Genomic DNA, 18,977 nt, shown 5'->3' with positions numbered 1-18,977 from the left:
GCCCATTACCTGGCAGGTAATCGACGTCATGACCTCCGGCGGCGACAGTAGGCGCATGAATCTTCTGCGTTTCGCGTTGCGGCTGGACGCCGGGGCCTCGGCCGGGCTCGGCGTCGTCATCCTCGCCCTGAGCGGCAAGCTCGACGAGTGGCTCGGTACGCCGACCGCGTTCGCCCTCGGGGTGGGCGTGTTCCTGTTCGTCTGGGCGACCGGGCTGACGGTGCTGGCGGCTCAGCGGGACATCTCCCCGGCCGGGGCGTGGACCGTGATCGTGCTCAACGTCGGGTGGATCGCGGCCAGCCTGGCGGTCGCGTTCGGCGGCGCGTTCGAGCTGACCGGGTGGGGTGTCGCGCTCTCAGCCCTCCAGGCGCTTCCCGTTCTGCTGTTCATCGATCTCCAGTACCTCGGTCTGCGTCGCGTCCGCGCCGCCGTCCGCAGTGGTGCCGTCGGCAGCGGGGCCGCCTGACGGCTGTGCCTTCGGCAGGCGTTCGGCGATGAGCAGGCCGCCGAGCGCCGCGATCGCGAGCACGAGCATCGCCAGGGCGTACGAACGCTCCGGGGTGCGGGTGATCCCGGCGACGATGACCGTTCCGGCGACGGCGGTGCCCAGCGAGGATCCCAGGTTCGACACGCTGCGGGACAGTCCGGAGATCTCGCCCTGCAGCTTCTCGCCGAACGCCGACTGCACGATGTTCACCGACGGCGTGATCATCAGCCCGATGCCGACGCCGATGATGAACAGGCCCGGCAGGAGTGCGAGCGCACCGCCGGTGGACCAGGCCACGATCAGCAGCAGGGCGCAGACCCCGACGACGGTCACGAAGAAGCCGGTCTCGATGAGCGTACGCTGCGGCCACCGTTTCGCCAGGCGCTCGGCCAGCAGGGAGGTGCCGAGGATGCCGACCGTAGCGGCGGTGAAGATCAGGCCGGTCTGGATGGCGTTGTAGCCGCGGACCACCTGGAGGAACGCGGCGACCACGAACGAGGTGCCCATCAGGACGAGCCACTGGAGGTTCTGGGTGACCATGCCGAGGTTGGCGACGCGGCTGCCGAACAACCGCATCGACAGCAGTGGCTCCTTGCCCGCCGCCTCCGTTGTGCGTACATGCCGGAAGAAGAACCAGAGCACGACGATGCCGGCGGCGATCATCAGCAGCATGAGCCAGGCTTTCTTGCTGGCCAGCAGGATGCCCGAGACGATCAGGATGAGTCCCACGGCGGACAGGACCGTGCCGCGGACGTCGAACTCGCGGTCGGGCTGGGCCGGCAGCGGGTCGGTGAGCCGGCGGCCCAGGACCACGATCACGACGATGACCAGCGCCTGGAACACGAACGCGGCCCGCCAGCTGATCGCGGACGTGATGAGCCCGCCGATGAGCGGACCGGCGGCCGCGCCGACCCCGGCCATGGCGCTGATCATGCCGAACGCCCGTGCGCGCGAGGTCAGGTCGGTGAAGTACAACGTGGCCAGGATGTAGACCGGCGGGATGAGCAGCGCCGTCCCGACACCCTCCAAAATGGAGTTCCCCAGCACCAGTACGCCCAACCCGGGCGCGACCGCGCAGGCCAGCGCGCCGACGCCGTAGACGATCAGGCCCAGCTGGAACAGGCGCTTACGCCCGAACTTGTCCGTCAGCTTCCCGCCCGGAATCATCAACGCCGCCATGACCAGGAGGAACAGCGTGATGGACAGCTGCACCCCGGCGACGGTCGTGTTCAGGTCGTGGCTGATGTCGCTGATCATCACGTTCATGTTGGAGCCGGCGAAGCTGCAGATGAACTGCGCCAGGGCCAACGGAACGAGCGCGCGGCTATCGGCTCGCATGGCTCAGCACCGGCTCGACCCAACCCGCGCCGTGGTCGAGCTGGAAGTCGAGGTTCATCGCGGCGCTGATCAGCGACAGGTGGCTGAACGCCTGCGGGAAGTTGCCGATCTGCTCGCCGGTCGGGGCGATCTCCTCCGAGTACAGCCCCAGGTGGTTGCTGTAGGTGAGCATCTTCTCGAAGGTGAGCCGGGCCTCCTCGAGCCGGCCCGAGCGCGCCAGCGCGTCGACGTACCAGAACGAGCAGATGGTGAACGTGCCCTCGGCGCCGCGCAGACCGTCCGGCGAGGCCGCCGGGTCGTAGCGATACACGAGGCTGTCGGAGACCAGCTCGCTGTCCATCGCGCGCAGCGTCGACTGCCACAGCGGATCGCTGGGCGCGACGAAGCCGACCAACGGCATGTACAGCAGGGAGGCGTCGAGCACGTCGGTGTCGTAGTGCTGGACGAACGCCTCCCGCTTGGGATGGAAGCCGCGCTCCATGATCTGCTCGTAGATCGCGTCGCGCTGCTGGGTCCACCGCTCCAGGTCGGCCGGGCGGCCCTTGGCACGGGCCAGGCGTACCGCCCGGTCGAAGGCCACCCAGGACATCAGCCGGCCGTAGGTGAAGTCCTGCCGGCCGCCCCGGGTCTCCCAGATGCCCTCGTCCGGCTGGTCCCAGTTGTCGCACAGCCAGTCGACGAGACCGCGGACGTTCTTCCAGCCCGCGTTGCCGATGATGATCCCGTGGCTGTCGGCCAGATACAGCGAGTCCATCGCCTCGCCGAAGATGTCGAGCTGGAGCTGACTCGCCGCGCCGTTGCCGATGCGTACCGGGCGCGAGTCCCGGTAGCCGGACAGGTGGTCGAGGACTTCCTCGTCGAGGTCGGGCGAACCGTCCACCCGGTACATGATCTGCAGCGGCTGGCCGTTCTTCGACTCCTTCACCCGGTCGTTGAGCCAGCCCAGGTACTGCGTCGCTTCGTCGGTGAAGCCGAGGCCCAGCAAGGCGTACACGGAGAACGAGGCGTCCCGGATCCAGGTGAACCGGTAGTCCCAGTTGCGTTCACCGCCGATCTGCTCCGGCAGCCCGGCCGTGGGCGCCGCGACGAGGGCGCCGGTCGGGGCGTACGTCATGAGTTTGAGCGTCATCGCCGACCGCTCGACCATCTCGCGCCATCGGCCGCGGTACTGCGAGCGGCCGATCCAGGACCGCCAGAAGTCCCGGGTCTGCTCGAAGAGGGTCAGGATCTCCCCCGGCGGGACGACGCGGGGCGGCCCGTCCGGCATCGTCTCCAGGATCATGCCGCCGACGTCGCCGGCGACCAGGTCGGCGAAGGCGGTCAGCCCGTGCTCCGTGCGTTGCAGGTCCCCTGGCTTGATCAGTACGCGATCCTTGCGCGAGGGGTTGATGTTGACCGTCATCCCCGCACCCCGGAACACGGCTCCGTCCGGGCTGAAGTCGACCTCGGTCCGGGCGCGGCCGTAGTCGAACCGCGGTTCGCAGTCGAACCGGAAACGCATCTTGCCCCGGACGACGCTGATCATCCGCACCAGCCGGTGCTTGTCGGTCGCGATCTTCCCGTGGCCCTCGGCGATCGGCATGAAGTCCATGACCTCGCCGACGCCGGCTTCGCTGAGGAAGCGCGTGATGAGGATCGGCGTACCGGGGAGGTAGAGCTGCCGGGTCACGTACTCGACGCCCTCCGGCGCCACGCGCAGGTGCCCACCGCGTTCGGGGTCCAGGAGGGCGGCGAACATGCTCGGCCCGTCGAACCGCGGCGCGCAGAACCAGTCGACCGTTCCGTTGGTGTCGATCAACGCGGCGGTCTGCAGATCTCCGATCAGGCCGTGCTCATGGATGGCCGGGCCCTGGGCGGCGCCGATGGGCATCGTCATGTGTTCAGCATCGCCCGGCTGGCGCGGCCCTGTTCGGCGAATCGGCGAAGCAGGGGCAGACTGGCCCAGATTGGTGCGAAGAAGTGGAGTGATCATGACGGCGTCTTCGCCCACGGTGGGTGAACTGCTGCGGCACTGGCGGTCCCACCGCCGGCTCAGCCAGCTCGACCTCGCCGGGCTCGCCGAGGTCTCCGCCCGGCATCTCAGCTTCCTCGAGACCGGCCGGGCCAGGCCGAGCCGGCCGATGCTGCTGCGCCTCGCGGAGAACCTCGACGTGCCGCTGCGTGAGCGCAACCGGCTGCTGCTGGCCGGCGGGTACGCCCCGGCGTACACGGAGAGCGAGGTGACCTCGCCCCGGATGGCCGGTGTGTGGCAGGCGGTACGCCAGGTGCTGACCGGTCACGAGCCGTATCCGGCGGTGGTGACCGACCGGTTCTGGCGCATGCTCGACGCCAACGCCGCGATCGACCTCATGACCGCGGTGGTGGCCCCGTGGCTGCTCGAACCGCCGGCCAACATCCTGCGCGCCGGGCTGCACCCGGACGGGCTGGCCCCGCACATCGTCAACTTCGGCGAATGGCGGGCGCACCTGCTCACCCGGTTGCGGCGGCAGGCTGCCGTCGCGGGCGACCCCGAACTGCTGGAGCTGTACGAGGAGCTGAAGGCGTACCCGTGCGACGATCCGGAGCCGGAGGTGGAGTCGCCCGGGTCGGGCGACGTGGTGACGCCGCTGCGGCTGCGTACGCCGCTCGGCGAGCTGACGTTCTTCAGCACGATCGCCACCTTCGGCATCCCGGCCGACGTGACCGTGGCGGAGCTGGCGATCGAGTCCTTCTTCCCGGCCGATCCGTTCACCGCCGATGTCCTACGAGCGCGGCAAGCCGAGCGGTGAAGCGTGCCGGATCGGTGAGACACGCGCGATAAGGGCACGACAAGGCGGGCGGAGGACAGCTAGCTTCACGTCATGGCGGAGGTCTGGCTGGCATACACGAAGTACGACGGTTCCCTGCACTGGCATCAGATGGCGCGCCGTCTCGGCGAGGACGAGCACGGCATCTGGCTCGGCGCGACCAAGGGGACCGTGGTGCGCAAGGGACATGACGACCTGGTGACCGAGGCGGAGTGGGCGCACGTGCTCCTGATCCCGCACAACGCCTGGTGGACGGCGGCGTTCTACGCACAGGGAGCGCGCAACGAGATCTATTGCGACATCGCCACCCCGGCGGTGTGGCCGCACGCCCGCGAGGTGACCATGGTCGACCTCGACCTCGACGTGCTCCGCATGAGGGACGGGCGGGTGCTGCTCGACGACGCGGACGAGTTCGCCGAGCACCAGGTGAAGTACGCCTACCCGGCGGACGTGATCGCCAACGCGTCCGCCGCTGCCGAGTGGCTGATGCGCGCGGTCGCCGAACGGCGTGGCCCGTTCGGCGGCGCTCACCTGCCGTATCTGGAGTTAGTCAGCGACTAGTTCGACCTCGTAACCGTCCACATTCTCCAGATACGCCGCGTAGTGCTCGGGGCCGCCGGCGTACGGGTGGCGGTCGGCGAACATCAGCGACCAGCCGTGCTCGGGCGCGGCCGCGACGAGCTGATCGACACGGTCGCGTCCGACCACGGTGAAGGCCAGGTGGTTCAGGCCGGGCCGGAGCCGATCGTGCTCACCGGCGGCCAGCGCCGGGCTCTGCTCCACCACGAGGTACGTCGGGCCGAGCCGCCAGCTGCGCCCGCCCGGCCAGTCCTGGAACTGCTCGTAACCCAGCTCGGTCAGCAGCCAGCCCCAGCCGGCGACCGCCCGCTCGAGGTCGGGCACCCAGAGTTCGACGTGGTGCAGCGTCCCGGTCGCGATCTTCACGGAGTCAGCCTAGAGGGCCGGTCCCCGCTTACGGAGGTCGTCCACCGCCGTCATGGCGTCGCGCAGTTCGGCGAGCCATTGGTCGGCATGCTGGCCGACGAGGCGTACGCACCAGGCCAGCGCCTCAGACCGGGAGCGGGCCACCCCGGCGTCCACGAGCGTGTCGAGGACCTGCCGGTCGGGCTGGCGCAGCCGGGTCATCACCGGAGCCGACAGGGTGGTGAACAGTTCGCGGGTGCCGCCGCAGACCACGCCCCAGGCGGCCTTGCGCTGGTACTTGTGCTCGATCTGCCGGGCGAACCGGATCCGCCGCTCGCGGGTCTCCTCCCGGTACGCGGCGATGCGGCCCCGCTCGGCGGCGGCCCGGTCGGCCTCGGACGCGTCCGCCGCGTGGGCGGGCTCGGCGAGGGTGCCGACGATGAGGATCTCGTCGCGGTCGATGACGATCTCCGCCGGTCCGGTGAACCAGTCGTCCGGCAGCAGGCCGGTGATCCAGGCCGGGGCGTCGTCGGCCGGCGGTGGTTGTTCGGCGCGACTTACTACTCGAATCATGCTTACATGATTACACCGTTGCTCGGTCGCCGTCGACGGTCCGGCGTACGCCTACGGCGAACGGCGGGTCGGCGATTTCGATCAAGGTGGAAGGCGACAGAATGCGGGGATGAAGATCCCCGAGGAGTATCTGGACTGGCGGGCGAAGGGCGTATGGCAGCCCGGTCCGCCGGTGACGCTCACCGAGTTCGCCGCCGCCCGGCACAACCTTTTCGGCGGGGCGTTCACCTGGCCGGTGATGGTCGCGCGGCGTACGGCGATCGACCACAACGTGCGGACCCTCGCGGACTACTGCGAGCGGCACGGCGCGCTGTTCGCTCCGCACGGCAAGACGACCATGGCGCCGTCGCTGTTCCAGGCGCAGCTGGACGCGGGCGCGTGGGCGATCACCGTCGCCACGCCCAATCAGGCGCTCGCGTGCGCGGCGCTCGGCGTACCGCGGGTGCTGCTCGCCAACGTGGTCGTCGACCCGACGGCGCTGCGGTGGCTGGGATCGCAGCAGGATACGGAGATCCTCGTCTACGCCGACTCGGTCGCGACCGTCGAACGGCTGACCGCCGCGGGTGGCCACTTCCGGGTGCTGCTCGAATGGGGTTACGCGGGCGGGCGTACCGGGTGCCGGACCGATGCCGAGGCGGTCGCCGTCGCTCAGGCCGTGCACGACGCGCCGACCCTCGACCTCGTCGGGATCTCCTCGTTCGAAGGACTGCTGGCGACGCCGGAAGCAGCACAGTCCTTTCTGGACAGCCTCGTCTCGGCGACCAAGGCGATCGCCCATCTGCTTCCCGCCGACCCGATCGTGACGGCCGGCGGCAGCGCGTACTTCGACCTGGTCACGGCTACCCTCGGCGGGCAGTGGCTCGACGGGCGGCAGATCCGGCTCGTGCTGCGCAGCGGCGCGTACATCTCCCACGACGACGGGACCTACCGGCACAAGACGCCGTTCCTGCGCGTACCGGGGGAAGGGGCGCTCGACGCCGCCCTGGAGATCTGGGCGCAGGTGCTCGCCACGCCCGAACCCGGGCTCGCGCTCCTCGGCATGGGCAAGCGCGAGGCCCCCTACGACGAGGGCCTGCCGGTCCCGCTGCGGGTCCGCAGGGCCGGCTCGAACGCTCGAGCCGGGCGTGAGGACGGAGAGCCGGTCGGCAGTGGCATAGCCGACGGGCGGGTCGAGCCCGCGGACGGGCTCGAAGTCCTGCGGCTCAACGATCACCATGGGCACCTCCTGGTACGCGACGAGGGGGCGGTCGCCGTCGGCGACCTGGTCTGCCTGGGCATCTCGCACCCGTGCACCGCGTTCGACAAATGGTCGGTGATCCCGGTCGTCGAGGACGACTACACCGTCTCCGAGCTGCTGCGGACGTACTTCTGATGGCGGCCGCGGATCAGGCGGATCGGTTCGCCGACGAGCTGCTGGCCGCGTACGCGGTCCTCGATCCGACCAGCGCCGTCGTGGAGGCCGGGGCGAAGGAGCCCGAGCGGCTGACCGACTACAGCCCGGCCGGCCACCAGGCGCGGGCCGACTTCGCGGCGGCGGGGTTGCGGAAGATCGGCGCGCTGGCGGCCGAGTCCGAGCGCGACCGCCGGTTGCTCGACCATCTCGGTGAGCGGCTGGAGTCGCTGATCGAGTTCCACGACAGCGGCGAGGATCTGCGCGAACTGCACGCCGCCGCGACCGGGCCGCTCCAGATGATCCGGCAGGCGATCGACGCGGCGGTCCCGGCGGGCGACGCCGACGCGGCCGATCGGGAAGCGGGCTGGGCGCTGGTCGCCGAACGGCTCGCCGACGTGCCCCGGGCCCTGGCCGGGTACGCCGAGAGCCTCGCCCTCGCGGCGGACCGGGGCCAGGTCGCCGCCGCCCGGCAGATCGACCTCGTCGTGGTGCGCTGCGACGGCTGGATCGCCGACACCGAGCAGCTCGCCGCGGCGTACGCCGGAGGACCGCAGCAGGCCGCGCTCAACGTGGCGGCCACGGACGCGGTGACGGCGTACCAGCGGCTGGCGAGCTGGTTGAGCACGGACCTGAAGCCGAAGGCGAACCCGAGCGAGGGCTTCGGCCCGGACCGGTATGCGATCTGGCTGCGCAAGTTCCTGGGCGTGCGACCCGACCTGGCCGAGCTGTACGCGTGGGGCTGGGACGAGGTGGAGGCGATCGAGGCGCAGCTGCGTGCGGAGGCCGCCGTGATCCTGCCGGGGGCCGGGCTGGGCGAGGTGCTCGACCACCTCGACGGGCCGGGGTCGCCGGGCATGATCGGCAGCCCCGCGGAGTTCGCGGACTGGCTGCAGGGCGTGCTCGAACGCACGGTGTCCGAGTTGGACGGTACGCATTTCGACATCCCCGAGCCGTTGCGGCGCATCGAGTCCAGGGTCACGACGTCGGCCGGGACGATGTACATCGGGCCGTCCGCCGACCTGACGCGGCCGGGCCGCGTGTGGTGGCAGCTGCCGGAGGGCGACACCGAGTTCGCGACCTGGTACGCCTACACGACCGTCTACCACGAGGGCGTGCCCGGACATCATCTGCAGATCGGGTACGAGTCCTGGCGCAACCCGTTGGGGCAGCGGCTGAATCTGCTCGGCGGGCTGTCGGCCGGACAGGAGGGCTGGGCGCTGTACGCCGAGCGCCTGATGGACGAGCTTGGCTTCTACACGCAGCCCGGCGCGCGGCTGGGTCACCTGTTCGCGCAGCTGCTTCGGGCCGCCCGCGTGGTGATCGACATCGGACTGCACCTGGAGCTGCCCGATCGCGAGGGCCGCCGGTGGACCGCCGACGCCGCCTACGACATGCTGGCGAACCGTTGCCAGCAAGGCGGGTACGCGTCCGCGGAACTCGCGCGCTACCTCGGCCGACCGGCACAGGCGTTGGCCTACAAGGCGGGCGAGCGCGTCTGGCTGGACGCGCGCGCCGCGTCAGGTCTGCCGTCGCGTGAGTTCCACCGGCGAGCGCTCGATCTCGGCTCGCTCGGGTTGGGGCAGCTCGCCGCCGCCCTGCGCCAGGACTAGGCCCTGGGACTAGCGCTGTCTACTGTTCCCGGGTTCCTCGATGTGTGAGTCGGGGCCTGGGAACACCAGCCCCTCGTGGTCGTCCTCCCACCGCACGAGGTACGGCGGCGTACCGTCTTCGTGGCGAACCTCCATGACGACGCCGACCCGCCGGGCCTCGCCGACGTGGGCGCCTTCCATGATCAAGCGATCGCCGACCTTCGCCTTCATACCCTCACCATAAGTCCGGCCGCTGTTTCGCCGCCGGGCGTACGGGGGAAACGTGGCACATGATCGCTCCAGTTGTCGTCGGAGTCGACGGCTCACCCTCCAGCCTCGCCGCCGCCCGCTACGCCGCCCGTCTCGCCGTACGCCGCCAGACCACCCTCGACTGCGTGCTGGCGTACCAGCCGGCCGTGTATGCGTACCCCCCGATGGGCGGGATGGATCCCGGGCTGCTCGCCGACGATCAGGTACGCGAAGACCTCGACCGGATGATCGCCCACATCGGTGACGGGCTGCGGGACGCACACCCGGAGTTGACCGACGTCACCGCGCGCCAGGTGCCGGGCGGACCGGCCGCGGCGTTGATCGAGCTGTCCCGCACGGCGGCGGTGACCGTCGTCGGCAGCCGGGGCGTCGGCGGCTTCGAGCAACTGCTGCTCGGCTCGGTCTCCAGCCAGGTCGCCGCGCACGCGCAGGGCCCGGTCGTCGTCGTACGCCCCGTCAGTACCGGGGACGACGGGGAAGGATTCGACCCCGATCCCGACGCCGGTCCGGTGCTCGTCGGCATCGACGGATCGGCCGAATCCCAAGCGGCGCTGCGGTTCGCGGCCGAAGAGGCCCAACTGCGCCGGACCTCGCTCGTGCTGGTGCAGGCGCGAGCCGAGGGCGACGAGGACGCCGCCCTCGACGAGGCGCTGAACAGCGCGGCGGCTGAGGTCGCCGGAATCCCGGTGGACAAGCGCATCGTCACCAGTAAGAGCGTCGAGGACACGATGATCGAGGCGTCGCGGGAAGCTGGGCTGACCGTCGTGGGCTGTCGCGGCCGGGGCGGATTCACCGGCGCGTTGCTCGGTTCGGTGAGCCGGGCGTTGACGCAGCATGGTTCCGGCGCGATCGGTGTGGTCCACAAACACGACCGCTGACCCGTTACGGCCGGCTGCTTGACCCGTGTCGGCGGGCTGTCCGGTCCCGGGCAGTCCGTCTGCGCGTCCCGTCTGTGCACGACGCGGGGGTGCGGACGGTGCCCCTGGCCGCGGCGGCTGGTCTCCCGCCCGCATCCCGCGCGCCGTGCCGGTCTCCCGGCCTGCCACGACTTAACCGACTGTGGGCCGACTGAGGTTACGGGTCCAATCCGCCAATCGAAACCGCCTGAGTCGTACGCCGGGCAGGCAGACAGTCTGCCCATCCGTTGTGGGTCTTCGCAACCCAGACGCGCTCCGCCGAACGGTTGAATGACGCCTTGTGAGGTGAATCTCACGCGGTTCCCCGTACGCTCGCGGCGCTCCGACGTTCCCCGCGAGGTGCTGAAGATCGGACGGGCCACAGTAGACCGGAATGGTCCGTTCCGGTAAGCTGTCCGGTGTGACACAAGGACTCTCCGGCCGCCGAGCCCAAGCCGCCCGCAACGACGAGGCCATCCTGGAAGCCGCGCGCGAGGTGTTCCTGGCCGACCCGAAGGCGCCGGTGGCGGCGGTCGCGGATCGTGCCGGCGTCGGCATGAGCGCGCTGTACCGCCGATTCCCCGGCAAAGAGGACATGCTGCGCCGGTTGTGCCACGACGGATTGCTGCGTTACAACGCCGAAGCCGAGCACGCGCTCGCGCAGTCGAAAGCACAGTCGCAAGCGCCATCGGCATCGCAACCGGACGCGGGTTGGCAAGCGCTGGAAGCGTTCCTGGGAAACGTGGTCGACGCGGACGTCCACTCGCTCACCGTGCATCTCGCGGGCACGTTCACGCCCACGGAGGAGATGGCGCAGGCAGCCCGCCGGTCGGGTGAACTGGCGGCCCGCTTGGTGACCGACGCCCAGCCGGCGTTGCGGCCGGGCGTCGGCGTCACCGACCTGGGTTTCGTGCTGGAGGCGTGCGCGGCGATCCGCGTACCGGACGCGGTGCGCACCAAGGAACTGCGCCGGCGGTATCTCGCCGTCATTCTCGCCGGTCTCCGGCGTGCGGAGGGGTCGGACGCGTCGAAGGAGGCGATTCCCGAGCTGCCCGGCCCGCCCCCGACGGCCGTCGAGGCGAACTGGCGCTGGAGGATACCGGCCGAACCGAACCGGAAATGAGATAACGGGTATAGCGGGTCGTAACAACCATCATCTGGACAGCGGCGTTAGGCACGGCGCGGGAACTACCCCCGCGAGCACATCCCCTAAACGTTGAGAATGACGGCCCGAGTCTTCGCTGCGTGCACGGCCGCCTTCAACGAGTCGATGTCGTACGCGCCGTGGTGCCGGCGCCCGTTCACGAAGAACGTCGGCGTCCCGGCGACCCCGCTGAGGTCGGCCGAGTCGACGTCCTCGGCGATCCGGGCGGCTCCCTCCCGCGTACGCAGATCCTCCTCGAACCGATCCGTGTCCAGGCTCAGCTGGTCGGCGTAGCGGACGAGGTCGGTCAGGTCGAGATCGCCCTGGTGATCGAGCAGCACGTCGTGCATCTCCCAGAACGCGCCCTGCTCGGCGGCGGCCTCGGCGGCCTCCGCGGCGAGCTGCGCGTGCGGGTGCACGTCGGTCAGCGGCAGGTGCCGCCACACGTACGCGATCTCGGTCCGGCCGGACAACAGTTCGCGCATGATCTGTTCGGCCCGCCCGCAGTGGGGGCACTCGAAGTCGCCGTACTCCACGATGGTGATCCGCGCGTCGGCCGGGCCGCGGATGTGGTCTCGTTCGTGGTCCACCTCGACCGCGAGGTCCACGATGGACTCCGCGCCGTCGGCCAGCGCCCGTGCCCGGCGCAGGGGAGACAGCATCGTCACGACGCGGAAGACGATCCAGGTGACCGCCGAGGCCAGCAACCCCGCGACCAGTACGCCGAGCTTCGCCTCCTCCAGCTGGTCGCCCGTGAACGCCAGGGTGGCGACCAGCAGAGAGACGGTGAAGCCGATGCCGGCGATCGTCCCGGCTCCGCCGACGGCGGCCCAGCCGACCGGCGGCCGCAGCCGTCCCTTGGATAGCCGGGTCACCAGCCAGGAGCCGCCGATGATGCCGATCGGCTTGCCGATCACGAATCCGGCCGCGATGCCCAGCGTGATCGGCGAGGTGACGGCCCGGCCGAGGAACTCTCCGTCGATCTTGATCCCGGCGTTGGCCAACGCGAACAACGGCACGATCAGGTAGCTCGTCCAGGGCAGGTAGAGCGCCTGGAGACGTTCGTTGGGGGAGACCGCCAGCCGCAGGCCCGCGCGGGCCTCCCGTTCCAGTTCGGCGGTCGGCTCTTCGCGGAAGGTGCGGAACAGGTCGGTGGCCTTCTCCAGCTCGCTGCGCGGCGCCGGGTACGCGTACGTGACCAGACCGGCGACGAGACCGACCACGATCGGGTCGACGCCGGAGCCGAACACGGCCAGCCAGGCGGCCACGCTGAGCACGACGTACACGGCGCCGATCCGGATGCGGGCGATCCGGGCGGCCAGGACGAGCAGCAGGAACAGTACGCCGAGCAGCAGCGGCCCCAGCGAGACGCCGCCGGTGTAGAACAGCGCGATGACCACCAGGGCGAGCAGGTCGTCGACGACGGTCACGGTGAGCAGGAAGGCGCGCAGCCGGTCCGGGAACCGGGGGCCGACCAGCGCCAGCATCCCGAGGGCCAGCGCGGTGTCGGTCGACATCGCCGCGCCCCAGCCGTGCGCGGAGGCCGAGCCCGCGTTGATCAGCAGGTAGATCCCGATCGGCACGAGGATGCCGGCCGTGCCGGCCGCCAAGGGGAGCGCGAACCGGCGTCTTTCGCGCAGCTCGCCGAGGTCGAACTCGCGCCGTGCCTCCAGGCCCACGACGAAGAAGAAGAAGGTCATCAGGCCGGAGTTGATCCACTCGCGCAGGGTCAGCTCGATGCCCCACCGTCCCAGGTGGAGCGAGAACTCGGTCTCCCACACCTGTTCGTACGAGGACAGGCTGATGTTCGCCCAGAGGAGGGCCACCACGGTCGCGCCGAGGAGGATGGCCGCCCCGCCGGTCGCCGTACGCAGGAACCGTCGTAGCGGCGTGTCCATGTTCCGCGTCCACGCCGTCCGCAGCGCCGTTCCGTTGACCATCGGTTCTCCTTCGCGAGCCTCCCGCGCTGATCGTAGGCACAAAGATCAGCGTGGGATGCGGGATGGAGACCGATCCCACGGTGAGGAATAACCCGACCGTCAGGTCCGTGCCGCACGGGCTGCGCGGGCCGCGCCCGCTACGACCACTGCCGGGCCCAGACAGCTCACGGTCGGGCGCTTTGGTCTAGTCCAATTGTGCCGTATCGAGAGTCTGCTCCAGGCATCGTCTTTCCGCAGGCGGCGTCGTATCATCGTGCTGGTTCAGACCAATCGATTCAGACCAATCGGCTGCCTCGGCGTGGGGTGGGACACGGGCACGGGGAGTGGCATGGCGCGGACGAAGCGAGAGCTGCTGCAGAACCACCTCGGCCGGCTGATCGACCATGAGCTTGGCCCGCACGACCGGCTGCCCACCGAGCGCGACCTCGCCGAGGAGTTCGCGGTCAGCCGCATGACGGTCCGGCAGGCGCTGGAGCGACTGGAACGGGAGCGGCGGGTCTACCGGGTGCAGGGCGCGGGCACCTTCGTCGCCCCGCCCGCGATCACCAAGAGCATCGAGCTCACATCGTTCAGCGACGACATGCGCAGCCGAGGACTCCTGCCCGGCTCACGGCTCCGGATCGCCGAGGACGTGCCGGCCGGTGCCGACATCGGTTTCGCCCTGGGCCTGTCGCCGTCCGCGTCGGTGGTGCACATCGAGCGCGTACGCACCGCCGACGGGGAGCCGATGTGCCTGGAGCACACCTACCTGACGGGATCGGTCGTGCCGGGACTGCTCGACGAACCGCTCGGCGGCTCGCTCTACGAAGTGCTCCGGGAGCGCTACCGGATCACCTTGGTGCGGGCGGAGCAGACCATTCGCGCGACCGTCCTCGACCAGGCCACCGCCGAACTGCTGGCGGTGCCGGCGTTCAGCCCGGCGCTGCTCGTCGAGCGGACCGCGTTCGACCAGCGCGACCGGCCGGTGGAACGAGCGGTGTCGACCTATCGCGGCGACCGCTACAACTACCAGATCGCGCTGGCCCGCCCGACCATCCACTGACGCGGACTCGGCTCGCTCAGCCCGCCGCCGACCGGTCCGGTGCGACGGCAGGTCTGGGCGGGACGGGTTCGGGATCGCAGCCGCCGCACGTGTAGTACAGGATGTCCCAGTGGTTGCCCTCGTTGGTGTAGAGGTTGCCGGAGGGCGCCCGGTACTGATGACCCCAGCCGCTGATCGTGCCGACGTCGTGGAACCAGCTGCGCACATACTTGTTGACGCAGTCGTTGAGCGCGATGTCGACCTTCCAGCCGTTCCAGTGCGTGTAGGTGCCGGCGCCGTGGCCCGTTTCGGTCCCACCGGTCACCATGATCGGGCACGTGCTCGACTTGCGGAGGGTCACCACCCCCGCGATCGTCGTACGCCGGATCTGGTCGAACGAGGTGCAGTCGGCGCGCAGCCGATTGGTGCAGTCGCTGCTGGACCACCAGGTGATTCCGGCGGCCTTCAAACGGGCTCGGGCTTCGGCGTCGGTCAGCTTCGCTCGGTCGTCGGCGTGTGCCCCGGCGGGATGCAGCAGGACGCCCATCAGGACGACGGCGACGAACAGAAGCGGCCGGAGAAGGGCGGAACCGGTCATCACCGCACAATAACCATAAGTAACCACATGACGCCGGAGCGACACGATCTTGTCGCTCCGGCGTTTTCCGGGCCGAACACTGCGGGTCAGCCGTACGGGTCGGTCGTGTCGGGTCAGTCGGCCGGGACGATGCCGGTCACGGTCGTCAGCTGGATCTTGGCGAGGAGCTTCTGCGTCATCACGTTCAGCCCGATCGTGTTGAACTGCTGGCCGAGCGAACGCATGACGGAGTTCTGCGACGGCCGGTAGAGCCCGTACTTGTAGTAGCGGGCGCCTTCGTAGGCGCCGATCACGCCGCCGTCCGGGGTGGCCTGGCCCAGCAGCGCGTACCACTTGCGGTTGCCGGAGGCGAGCTGAGCCGCGGTGTACTTGGTGACGTTGGGCTCGGTGGGCTCGGCACCGGAGTAGCGGTTGTAGGGCGTGTCGTACTCGTCGGCGAGGCCGCCGATCGAGTGGCCCAGCTCGTGCTGGACGATGAGGCCGGACTGGGCGTTGCCGCCCGACGCGGTGGCCACCGTGGAGTAACCCGCGCCGCCGTACTTCGTGCTGTTGCCGACGGCGACGATCATGTCGACCGCCGGCGCGTTGGCGGCGTACGACCGGGCGGCGGACTCGTCGAGGCACAGCAGGCGTTCGGTGCCGGAACACCAGAAGTACATGCCCAGCGCGGTGTTCTTGCTGATGCCCTGGGTCGGATCGTTGTCCACACCGGACTGTGCGGAGACGACGTCGACCATCCAGACGTTGAAGTAGTTCTTGTAGGTGCTGTAGGGCGCCAGAGTCGTGAGGGTCGCCCACTTCTCCGCCACGTGCTGGTGATAGAGGGCCATCTCGGACGCGGTGTAGCCGTCGCCGACGAAGACCAGGTCGAACCGGGTGCCCGTGCTGCCGGTCTGCTGCAACGGGGTGACGGTCGCGGTGACCGCCGCCGCGGTGCTCTTGGCGGCCGTCTCCGCGGTGGACTTCGCGGTGGACTTCGCGGATGGGACGGCGATCTGGGTGATGCCGCCGTCCTCGGCGAACGCCTCCAGCCACTGGGTTCCGGTGGGAGCGGCCGACGCCGGGACCGGCCCGGCGAAAGCGGCGGCCACGACGAGCGCCGCCAGGGCGGCCAGCCGGATGGATGGACGCAACGGATGCCTCCTTCGCGAGGGTGCGCCGCGCCTCGGACGGGGGTGCGACCCGAGGAGCGGCGGCGAATCTGAGTCATCCAAATATCGGCATTGATGGAGGCATTGCGGCAATCGCGAGTGGCCATAGCATCGGCGTTATGGAACTGGAGCTGCGCCATCTCCGCGCCGTCTGCGTGATCGCCGACACCGGCAGCATCACGAAGGCCGCGGCTGCTCTGGGGGTTTCGCAGCCCGCGTTGACGGCGCTGCTCCAGCGGGTGGAACGCGAACTCGGCGGGCAGGTCTTCGTCCGGGGTCGCCAGGGCGCGCGGCCCACGCCGCTCGGCCAATACGTGCTGGTCCGGGCGAGGTCGATGCTGATGGCGATGGACGACCTGCGGCGTGGGGCGGCGTACCAGACTCGGCGGGAGTCGGAGCCGATCCGGCTCGGTGGGCTCGCCGGACCGGTGTCGGTCGGGCTGGCGGACCGGCTCGGCGCCCGGCTGCCCGCCGCCGAGGTGCGCCTCCACGCCGAGTATTCCCCGCGGCTGCTGTGGGAGCTGCTGCTGGCCGACCGGCTCGATGCAGCAGCCACAGTGGACTATCCGGGGTTCGAGCTGCGCCCGCCGCCGAATCTGCTCTGGGACGTGATCGTCCGGGAGCCGGTGTTCGTGGCGCTCTGGGAAGGCCACCCGTACGCCGAGCGCGACGAGGTGGAGCTGGCCGACCTCGCCGCCGAGCCGATGGCGATGACGCCGGTCGACGGGGCGGGCTGGCCGGACTGCTGGCATCTGGCCTGCGAACAGGCCGGGTTCACGCCCCGGGTGCTCTACACGATCTCCGACGCGGTGCCGATCCGGGAGATGGTGGCGACCCGCCGGGCGGTCAGCCCGTGTCAGGCGGTCTTCCCAGCTGGCGACGGCGTCGTCGTACGCCCGTTGGCCGGGAGCCCGATCACGCTACGTCACCTGGTGATCTGCCGCCGGGACGGGCCGCTGGCCGAGCGGTTCGACGACCTCGTGCAGTTGGCGCGGGAGGCGTACCGGGCTTATGCGGCGCGTCGGCCCGAGTACCTGCGCTGGTTGGCCCGGCACGGCCGAGAAGTGTGATCCTCCCCGCCCGGTTCGCCGACGGTGCTGGTACACCTGTGCGAACGGCGGCGTATGCTGCGAGGATGACCGGTGCGTTTCAGGGCTCGCTGTTCGATCTCGGCGACGAGATCACGCCCGGCCCGCTGGCCGGGACGGTGCAGCGCGTCGAGCTGAGCCGGGGCGCCTGGATCGACCTGCGGCCGGGCTGGCTGACCGGTGCGGACGAGCTGTTCCTACGCCTGCGCGACCAGGTGCCGTGGAAGGCCGAACGCCGCCAGATGTACGAGCGCGTCGTCGACGTTCCCCGCCTGCTCTGCTTCTACGACGAGGACGAGGAACTGCCCGATCCGTCGCTGGACACCGTGAAGACGGCGCTGAACGCGTACTACGCCGAAGAACTGGGCGAACCGTTCCGCACGGCCGGGCTCTGCTACTACCGGGACGGCCAGGACAGCGTGGCCTGGCACGGCGACCGCATCGGACGCGGGGCGACCCACGACACGATGGTCGCGATCGTGTCGGTCGGCGATCCCCGGGCGCTCGCCTTGCGCCCGACCGGCGGCGGCGACGTCCAGCGCTTCGAGCAGGGGCACGGCGATCTGATCGTGATGGGCGGCAGCTGCCAGCGAACCTGGGAGCACGCGATCCTGAAGACGGCCAAGCCGGCCGGACCGCGGATCAGCATCCAGTTCCGCCCGCGCGGCGTCCGATAAGCCACGGGCAGTCCGATAAGCCACGGGCAGGCCGATAAGCCGCGAGGAGTCCGCCGACCGGCCTAGCATGATCGTTGTGAGCCGATCCCGCCGGAGAGAGCGAATCGTCTGGCTGATCGGTGTCGTGGCGATGGTGATCGTCTTCGGCTGGGTGGTGCCCCGGGTCGCCGGCTACGCCGAGATCTGGCAGACGCTACGCAGCCTGTCGGCCGGCGAGGTCGTCGTCCTGCTCGCGCTGGGCCTGGTCGTGCTCGCGCTGAACGGCTGGTCCGCGGTCGCCGCGCTGCCGGGCCTCAGCTGGTGGCGCGGTACCCAGACCGGGCTCGTCGGCAACTTCCTCACCGCACTGTTCCCGACCGGGGCCGACCTGGCCGCCCGATACGCCATGTGCCGCTCGTGGGGCTTCTCGACCGACCGCACCACGACCGCCGTCGCGCTGTCCGGCATCGGCCGCTACCTGACGATGCTGCTGCTGCCTGTGGTGGGCACCTCGGCCGTGCTGATCACCGGCCGGGGCGACGAGCACACGCCGCTGTTCTTCGCGCTCGGCGTCACCGCGTTGGTGCTGTTGGTGGGCGTACCGTGGCTGTTGCTGCGGCGGGAGGACTACGCGCACCGGTTCGCGTACCGGCTCCAATCGGTGGCTGCCGCGCTCGCCCACAGGCTGCGGCGTCCAGCGCCCCGAGGTGTCGCGGTACGCATCCTGCGTACGCGGGAGCACCTCATGATCGGCGTACGCCAGAACGCGCCGCTCGTGGTCGCGACGCAGATCGCCGCGACCGGTGCCAGTTACGGCGTACTGCTCGCCTCGTTGCGAGCGGTCGGTCTGGGGCGCGACGTGCTCACGCCGTCGGTGGTGCTCTACGCGTACGCCCTGGGCACGATCGCGTCCCTCGTCCCGCTGACGCCGGGGAACCTGGGTGTGACCGAGCTGATCCTGATCGGAGTGCTGGGCCTGCAGTCGGACGAGCTGAACGCCCAGCTGGTCGCGGCCAGCCTGATCTTCCGCATCTTCGTCTGGCTGCTGCCGATCCCGCTCGGCATGGCGGCGTTCTTCTGGTGGCGGCGCACCCAGTCGACGACGCCCGCGAGCTAGAGTCAC

The 18,977-nt window shown here is 70.2% G+C and carries 19 protein-coding genes; 11 read left to right on the top strand and 8 right to left on the bottom strand.

The features are described 5' to 3' along the window. The first annotated feature begins 55 nt into the window (after window positions 1-55). Entirely contained in the window at window positions 56-466 is a 411-nt protein-coding gene (locus HDA40_RS02165) for a hypothetical protein (RefSeq protein WP_253750826.1), read from the top strand. On the opposite strand, the gene HDA40_RS02160 is transcribed toward HDA40_RS02165, so the two are convergent. Continuing rightward, window positions 356-1,825, bottom strand: coding sequence for an MFS transporter (locus HDA40_RS02160; protein ID WP_253750824.1), 1,470 nt, complete (start codon window positions 1,823-1,825; stop codon window positions 356-358). The genes HDA40_RS02165 and HDA40_RS02160 overlap by 111 nt on opposite strands. Next, window positions 1,812-3,701 carry a glycoside hydrolase family 15 protein gene (locus tag HDA40_RS02155; protein ID WP_253750821.1) on the bottom strand — a complete coding sequence of 630 codons (1,890 nt, stop codon included), beginning with the start codon at window positions 3,699-3,701 and terminating at the stop codon, window positions 1,812-1,814. The genes HDA40_RS02160 and HDA40_RS02155 overlap by 14 nt, the downstream gene beginning before the upstream one ends. A 94-nt stretch (window positions 3,702-3,795) precedes the next feature. On the opposite strand from HDA40_RS02155, the gene HDA40_RS02150 reads away from it, so the two are divergent. Both HDA40_RS02150 and HDA40_RS02145 read left to right on the top strand, forming a co-directional pair. Continuing rightward, on the top strand, window positions 3,796-4,593 hold the full coding sequence (locus tag HDA40_RS02150) for a helix-turn-helix domain-containing protein (protein WP_253750818.1): 798 nt from the start codon (window positions 3,796-3,798) through the stop codon (window positions 4,591-4,593). Between the two features lie 72 nt (window positions 4,594-4,665). Then, window positions 4,666-5,172, top strand: coding sequence for a DUF402 domain-containing protein (locus HDA40_RS02145; RefSeq protein WP_253750815.1), 507 nt, complete (start codon window positions 4,666-4,668; stop codon window positions 5,170-5,172). Here the strand turns inward: HDA40_RS02145 and HDA40_RS02140 are convergent. Beyond that, complete coding sequence (locus HDA40_RS02140; protein ID WP_253763538.1) at window positions 5,158-5,550, bottom strand: VOC family protein; 393 nt, start codon at window positions 5,548-5,550, stop codon at window positions 5,158-5,160. The two genes, HDA40_RS02145 and HDA40_RS02140, sit on opposite strands and share 15 nt — an antisense overlap. A gap of 15 nt (window positions 5,551-5,565) precedes the next feature. Next, entirely contained in the window at window positions 5,566-6,108 is a 543-nt protein-coding gene (gene abmR / locus HDA40_RS02135; RefSeq protein WP_253750812.1) for an ATP-binding transcription factor AbmR, read from the bottom strand. 109 nt (window positions 6,109-6,217) lie between these two features. On the opposite strand from abmR, the gene HDA40_RS02130 reads away from it, so the two are divergent. Together HDA40_RS02130 and HDA40_RS02125 are read left to right on the top strand one after the other, a co-directional pair. Next, on the top strand, window positions 6,218-7,480 hold the full coding sequence (locus HDA40_RS02130; RefSeq protein ID WP_253750809.1) for an alanine racemase: 1,263 nt from the start codon (window positions 6,218-6,220) through the stop codon (window positions 7,478-7,480). Next, entirely contained in the window at window positions 7,480-9,111 is a 1,632-nt protein-coding gene (locus tag HDA40_RS02125; protein ID WP_253750806.1) for a DUF885 domain-containing protein, read from the top strand. Before HDA40_RS02130 ends, HDA40_RS02125 begins: the two co-directional genes overlap by 1 nt. Before the next feature lie 9 nt (window positions 9,112-9,120). Here HDA40_RS02125 and HDA40_RS02120 read toward each other — a convergent pair whose 3' ends face one another. Next, window positions 9,121-9,321 (bottom strand): DUF1918 domain-containing protein, encoded by a 201-nt coding sequence (locus tag HDA40_RS02120; protein ID WP_253750803.1) that lies wholly within the window; start codon window positions 9,319-9,321, stop codon window positions 9,121-9,123. Between the two features lie 59 nt (window positions 9,322-9,380). Between HDA40_RS02120 and HDA40_RS02115 the strand changes: the two genes are divergently transcribed. Then, window positions 9,381-10,238: a universal stress protein gene (locus tag HDA40_RS02115; protein WP_253750800.1), complete on the top strand. Its 858-nt coding sequence runs from the start codon at window positions 9,381-9,383 to the stop codon at window positions 10,236-10,238. A 439-nt stretch (window positions 10,239-10,677) separates the two neighbouring features. Further along, window positions 10,678-11,379: a TetR/AcrR family transcriptional regulator gene (locus HDA40_RS02110; RefSeq protein WP_253750798.1), complete on the top strand. Its 702-nt coding sequence runs from the start codon at window positions 10,678-10,680 to the stop codon at window positions 11,377-11,379. Between the two features lie 86 nt (window positions 11,380-11,465). On the opposite strand, the gene nhaA is transcribed toward HDA40_RS02110, so the two are convergent. Further along, window positions 11,466-13,340: a Na+/H+ antiporter NhaA gene (gene nhaA, locus HDA40_RS02105; RefSeq protein ID WP_308197661.1), complete on the bottom strand. Its 1,875-nt coding sequence runs from the start codon at window positions 13,338-13,340 to the stop codon at window positions 11,466-11,468. Window positions 13,341-13,668: 328 nt separating this feature from the next. Here nhaA and HDA40_RS02100 point away from each other — a divergent pair, with 328 nt between their 5' ends. Continuing rightward, a complete protein-coding gene (locus HDA40_RS02100; RefSeq protein WP_253750795.1) occupies window positions 13,669-14,382 on the top strand; it encodes a GntR family transcriptional regulator in 714 nt (237 codons plus the stop codon). 16 nt (window positions 14,383-14,398) lie between these two features. On the opposite strand, the gene HDA40_RS02095 is transcribed toward HDA40_RS02100, so the two are convergent. Then, entirely contained in the window at window positions 14,399-14,959 is a 561-nt protein-coding gene (locus HDA40_RS02095) for a hypothetical protein (protein WP_253750792.1), read from the bottom strand. 113 nt (window positions 14,960-15,072) lie between these two features. Then, the gene (locus tag HDA40_RS02090) at window positions 15,073-16,092 is read right to left on the bottom strand and encodes a M64 family metallopeptidase (RefSeq protein WP_253750789.1); all 1,020 of its coding nucleotides are present in this window, start codon (window positions 16,090-16,092) and stop codon (window positions 15,073-15,075) included. Between the two features lie 137 nt (window positions 16,093-16,229). On the opposite strand from HDA40_RS02090, the gene HDA40_RS02085 reads away from it, so the two are divergent. From HDA40_RS02085 to HDA40_RS02075, 3 genes are all read left to right on the top strand, one after another. Continuing rightward, window positions 16,230-17,180 carry a LysR family transcriptional regulator gene (locus HDA40_RS02085; RefSeq protein WP_253750786.1) on the top strand — a complete coding sequence of 317 codons (951 nt, stop codon included), beginning with the start codon at window positions 16,230-16,232 and terminating at the stop codon, window positions 17,178-17,180. Between the two features lie 65 nt (window positions 17,181-17,245). After that, complete coding sequence (locus HDA40_RS02080) at window positions 17,246-17,875, top strand: alpha-ketoglutarate-dependent dioxygenase AlkB (protein WP_253750783.1); 630 nt, start codon at window positions 17,246-17,248, stop codon at window positions 17,873-17,875. A gap of 76 nt (window positions 17,876-17,951) precedes the next feature. Further along, complete coding sequence (locus HDA40_RS02075; RefSeq protein WP_253750781.1) at window positions 17,952-18,971, top strand: lysylphosphatidylglycerol synthase transmembrane domain-containing protein; 1,020 nt, start codon at window positions 17,952-17,954, stop codon at window positions 18,969-18,971. The last annotated feature ends 6 nt before the right edge of the window (window positions 18,972-18,977 follow it).

Origin of the sequence: Hamadaea flava (assembly GCF_024172085.1) — a bacterium.
GTDB lineage: Bacteria > Actinomycetota > Actinomycetes > Mycobacteriales > Micromonosporaceae > Hamadaea > Hamadaea flava.
This window is presented reverse-complemented; position numbering and strand designations above follow the sequence as displayed.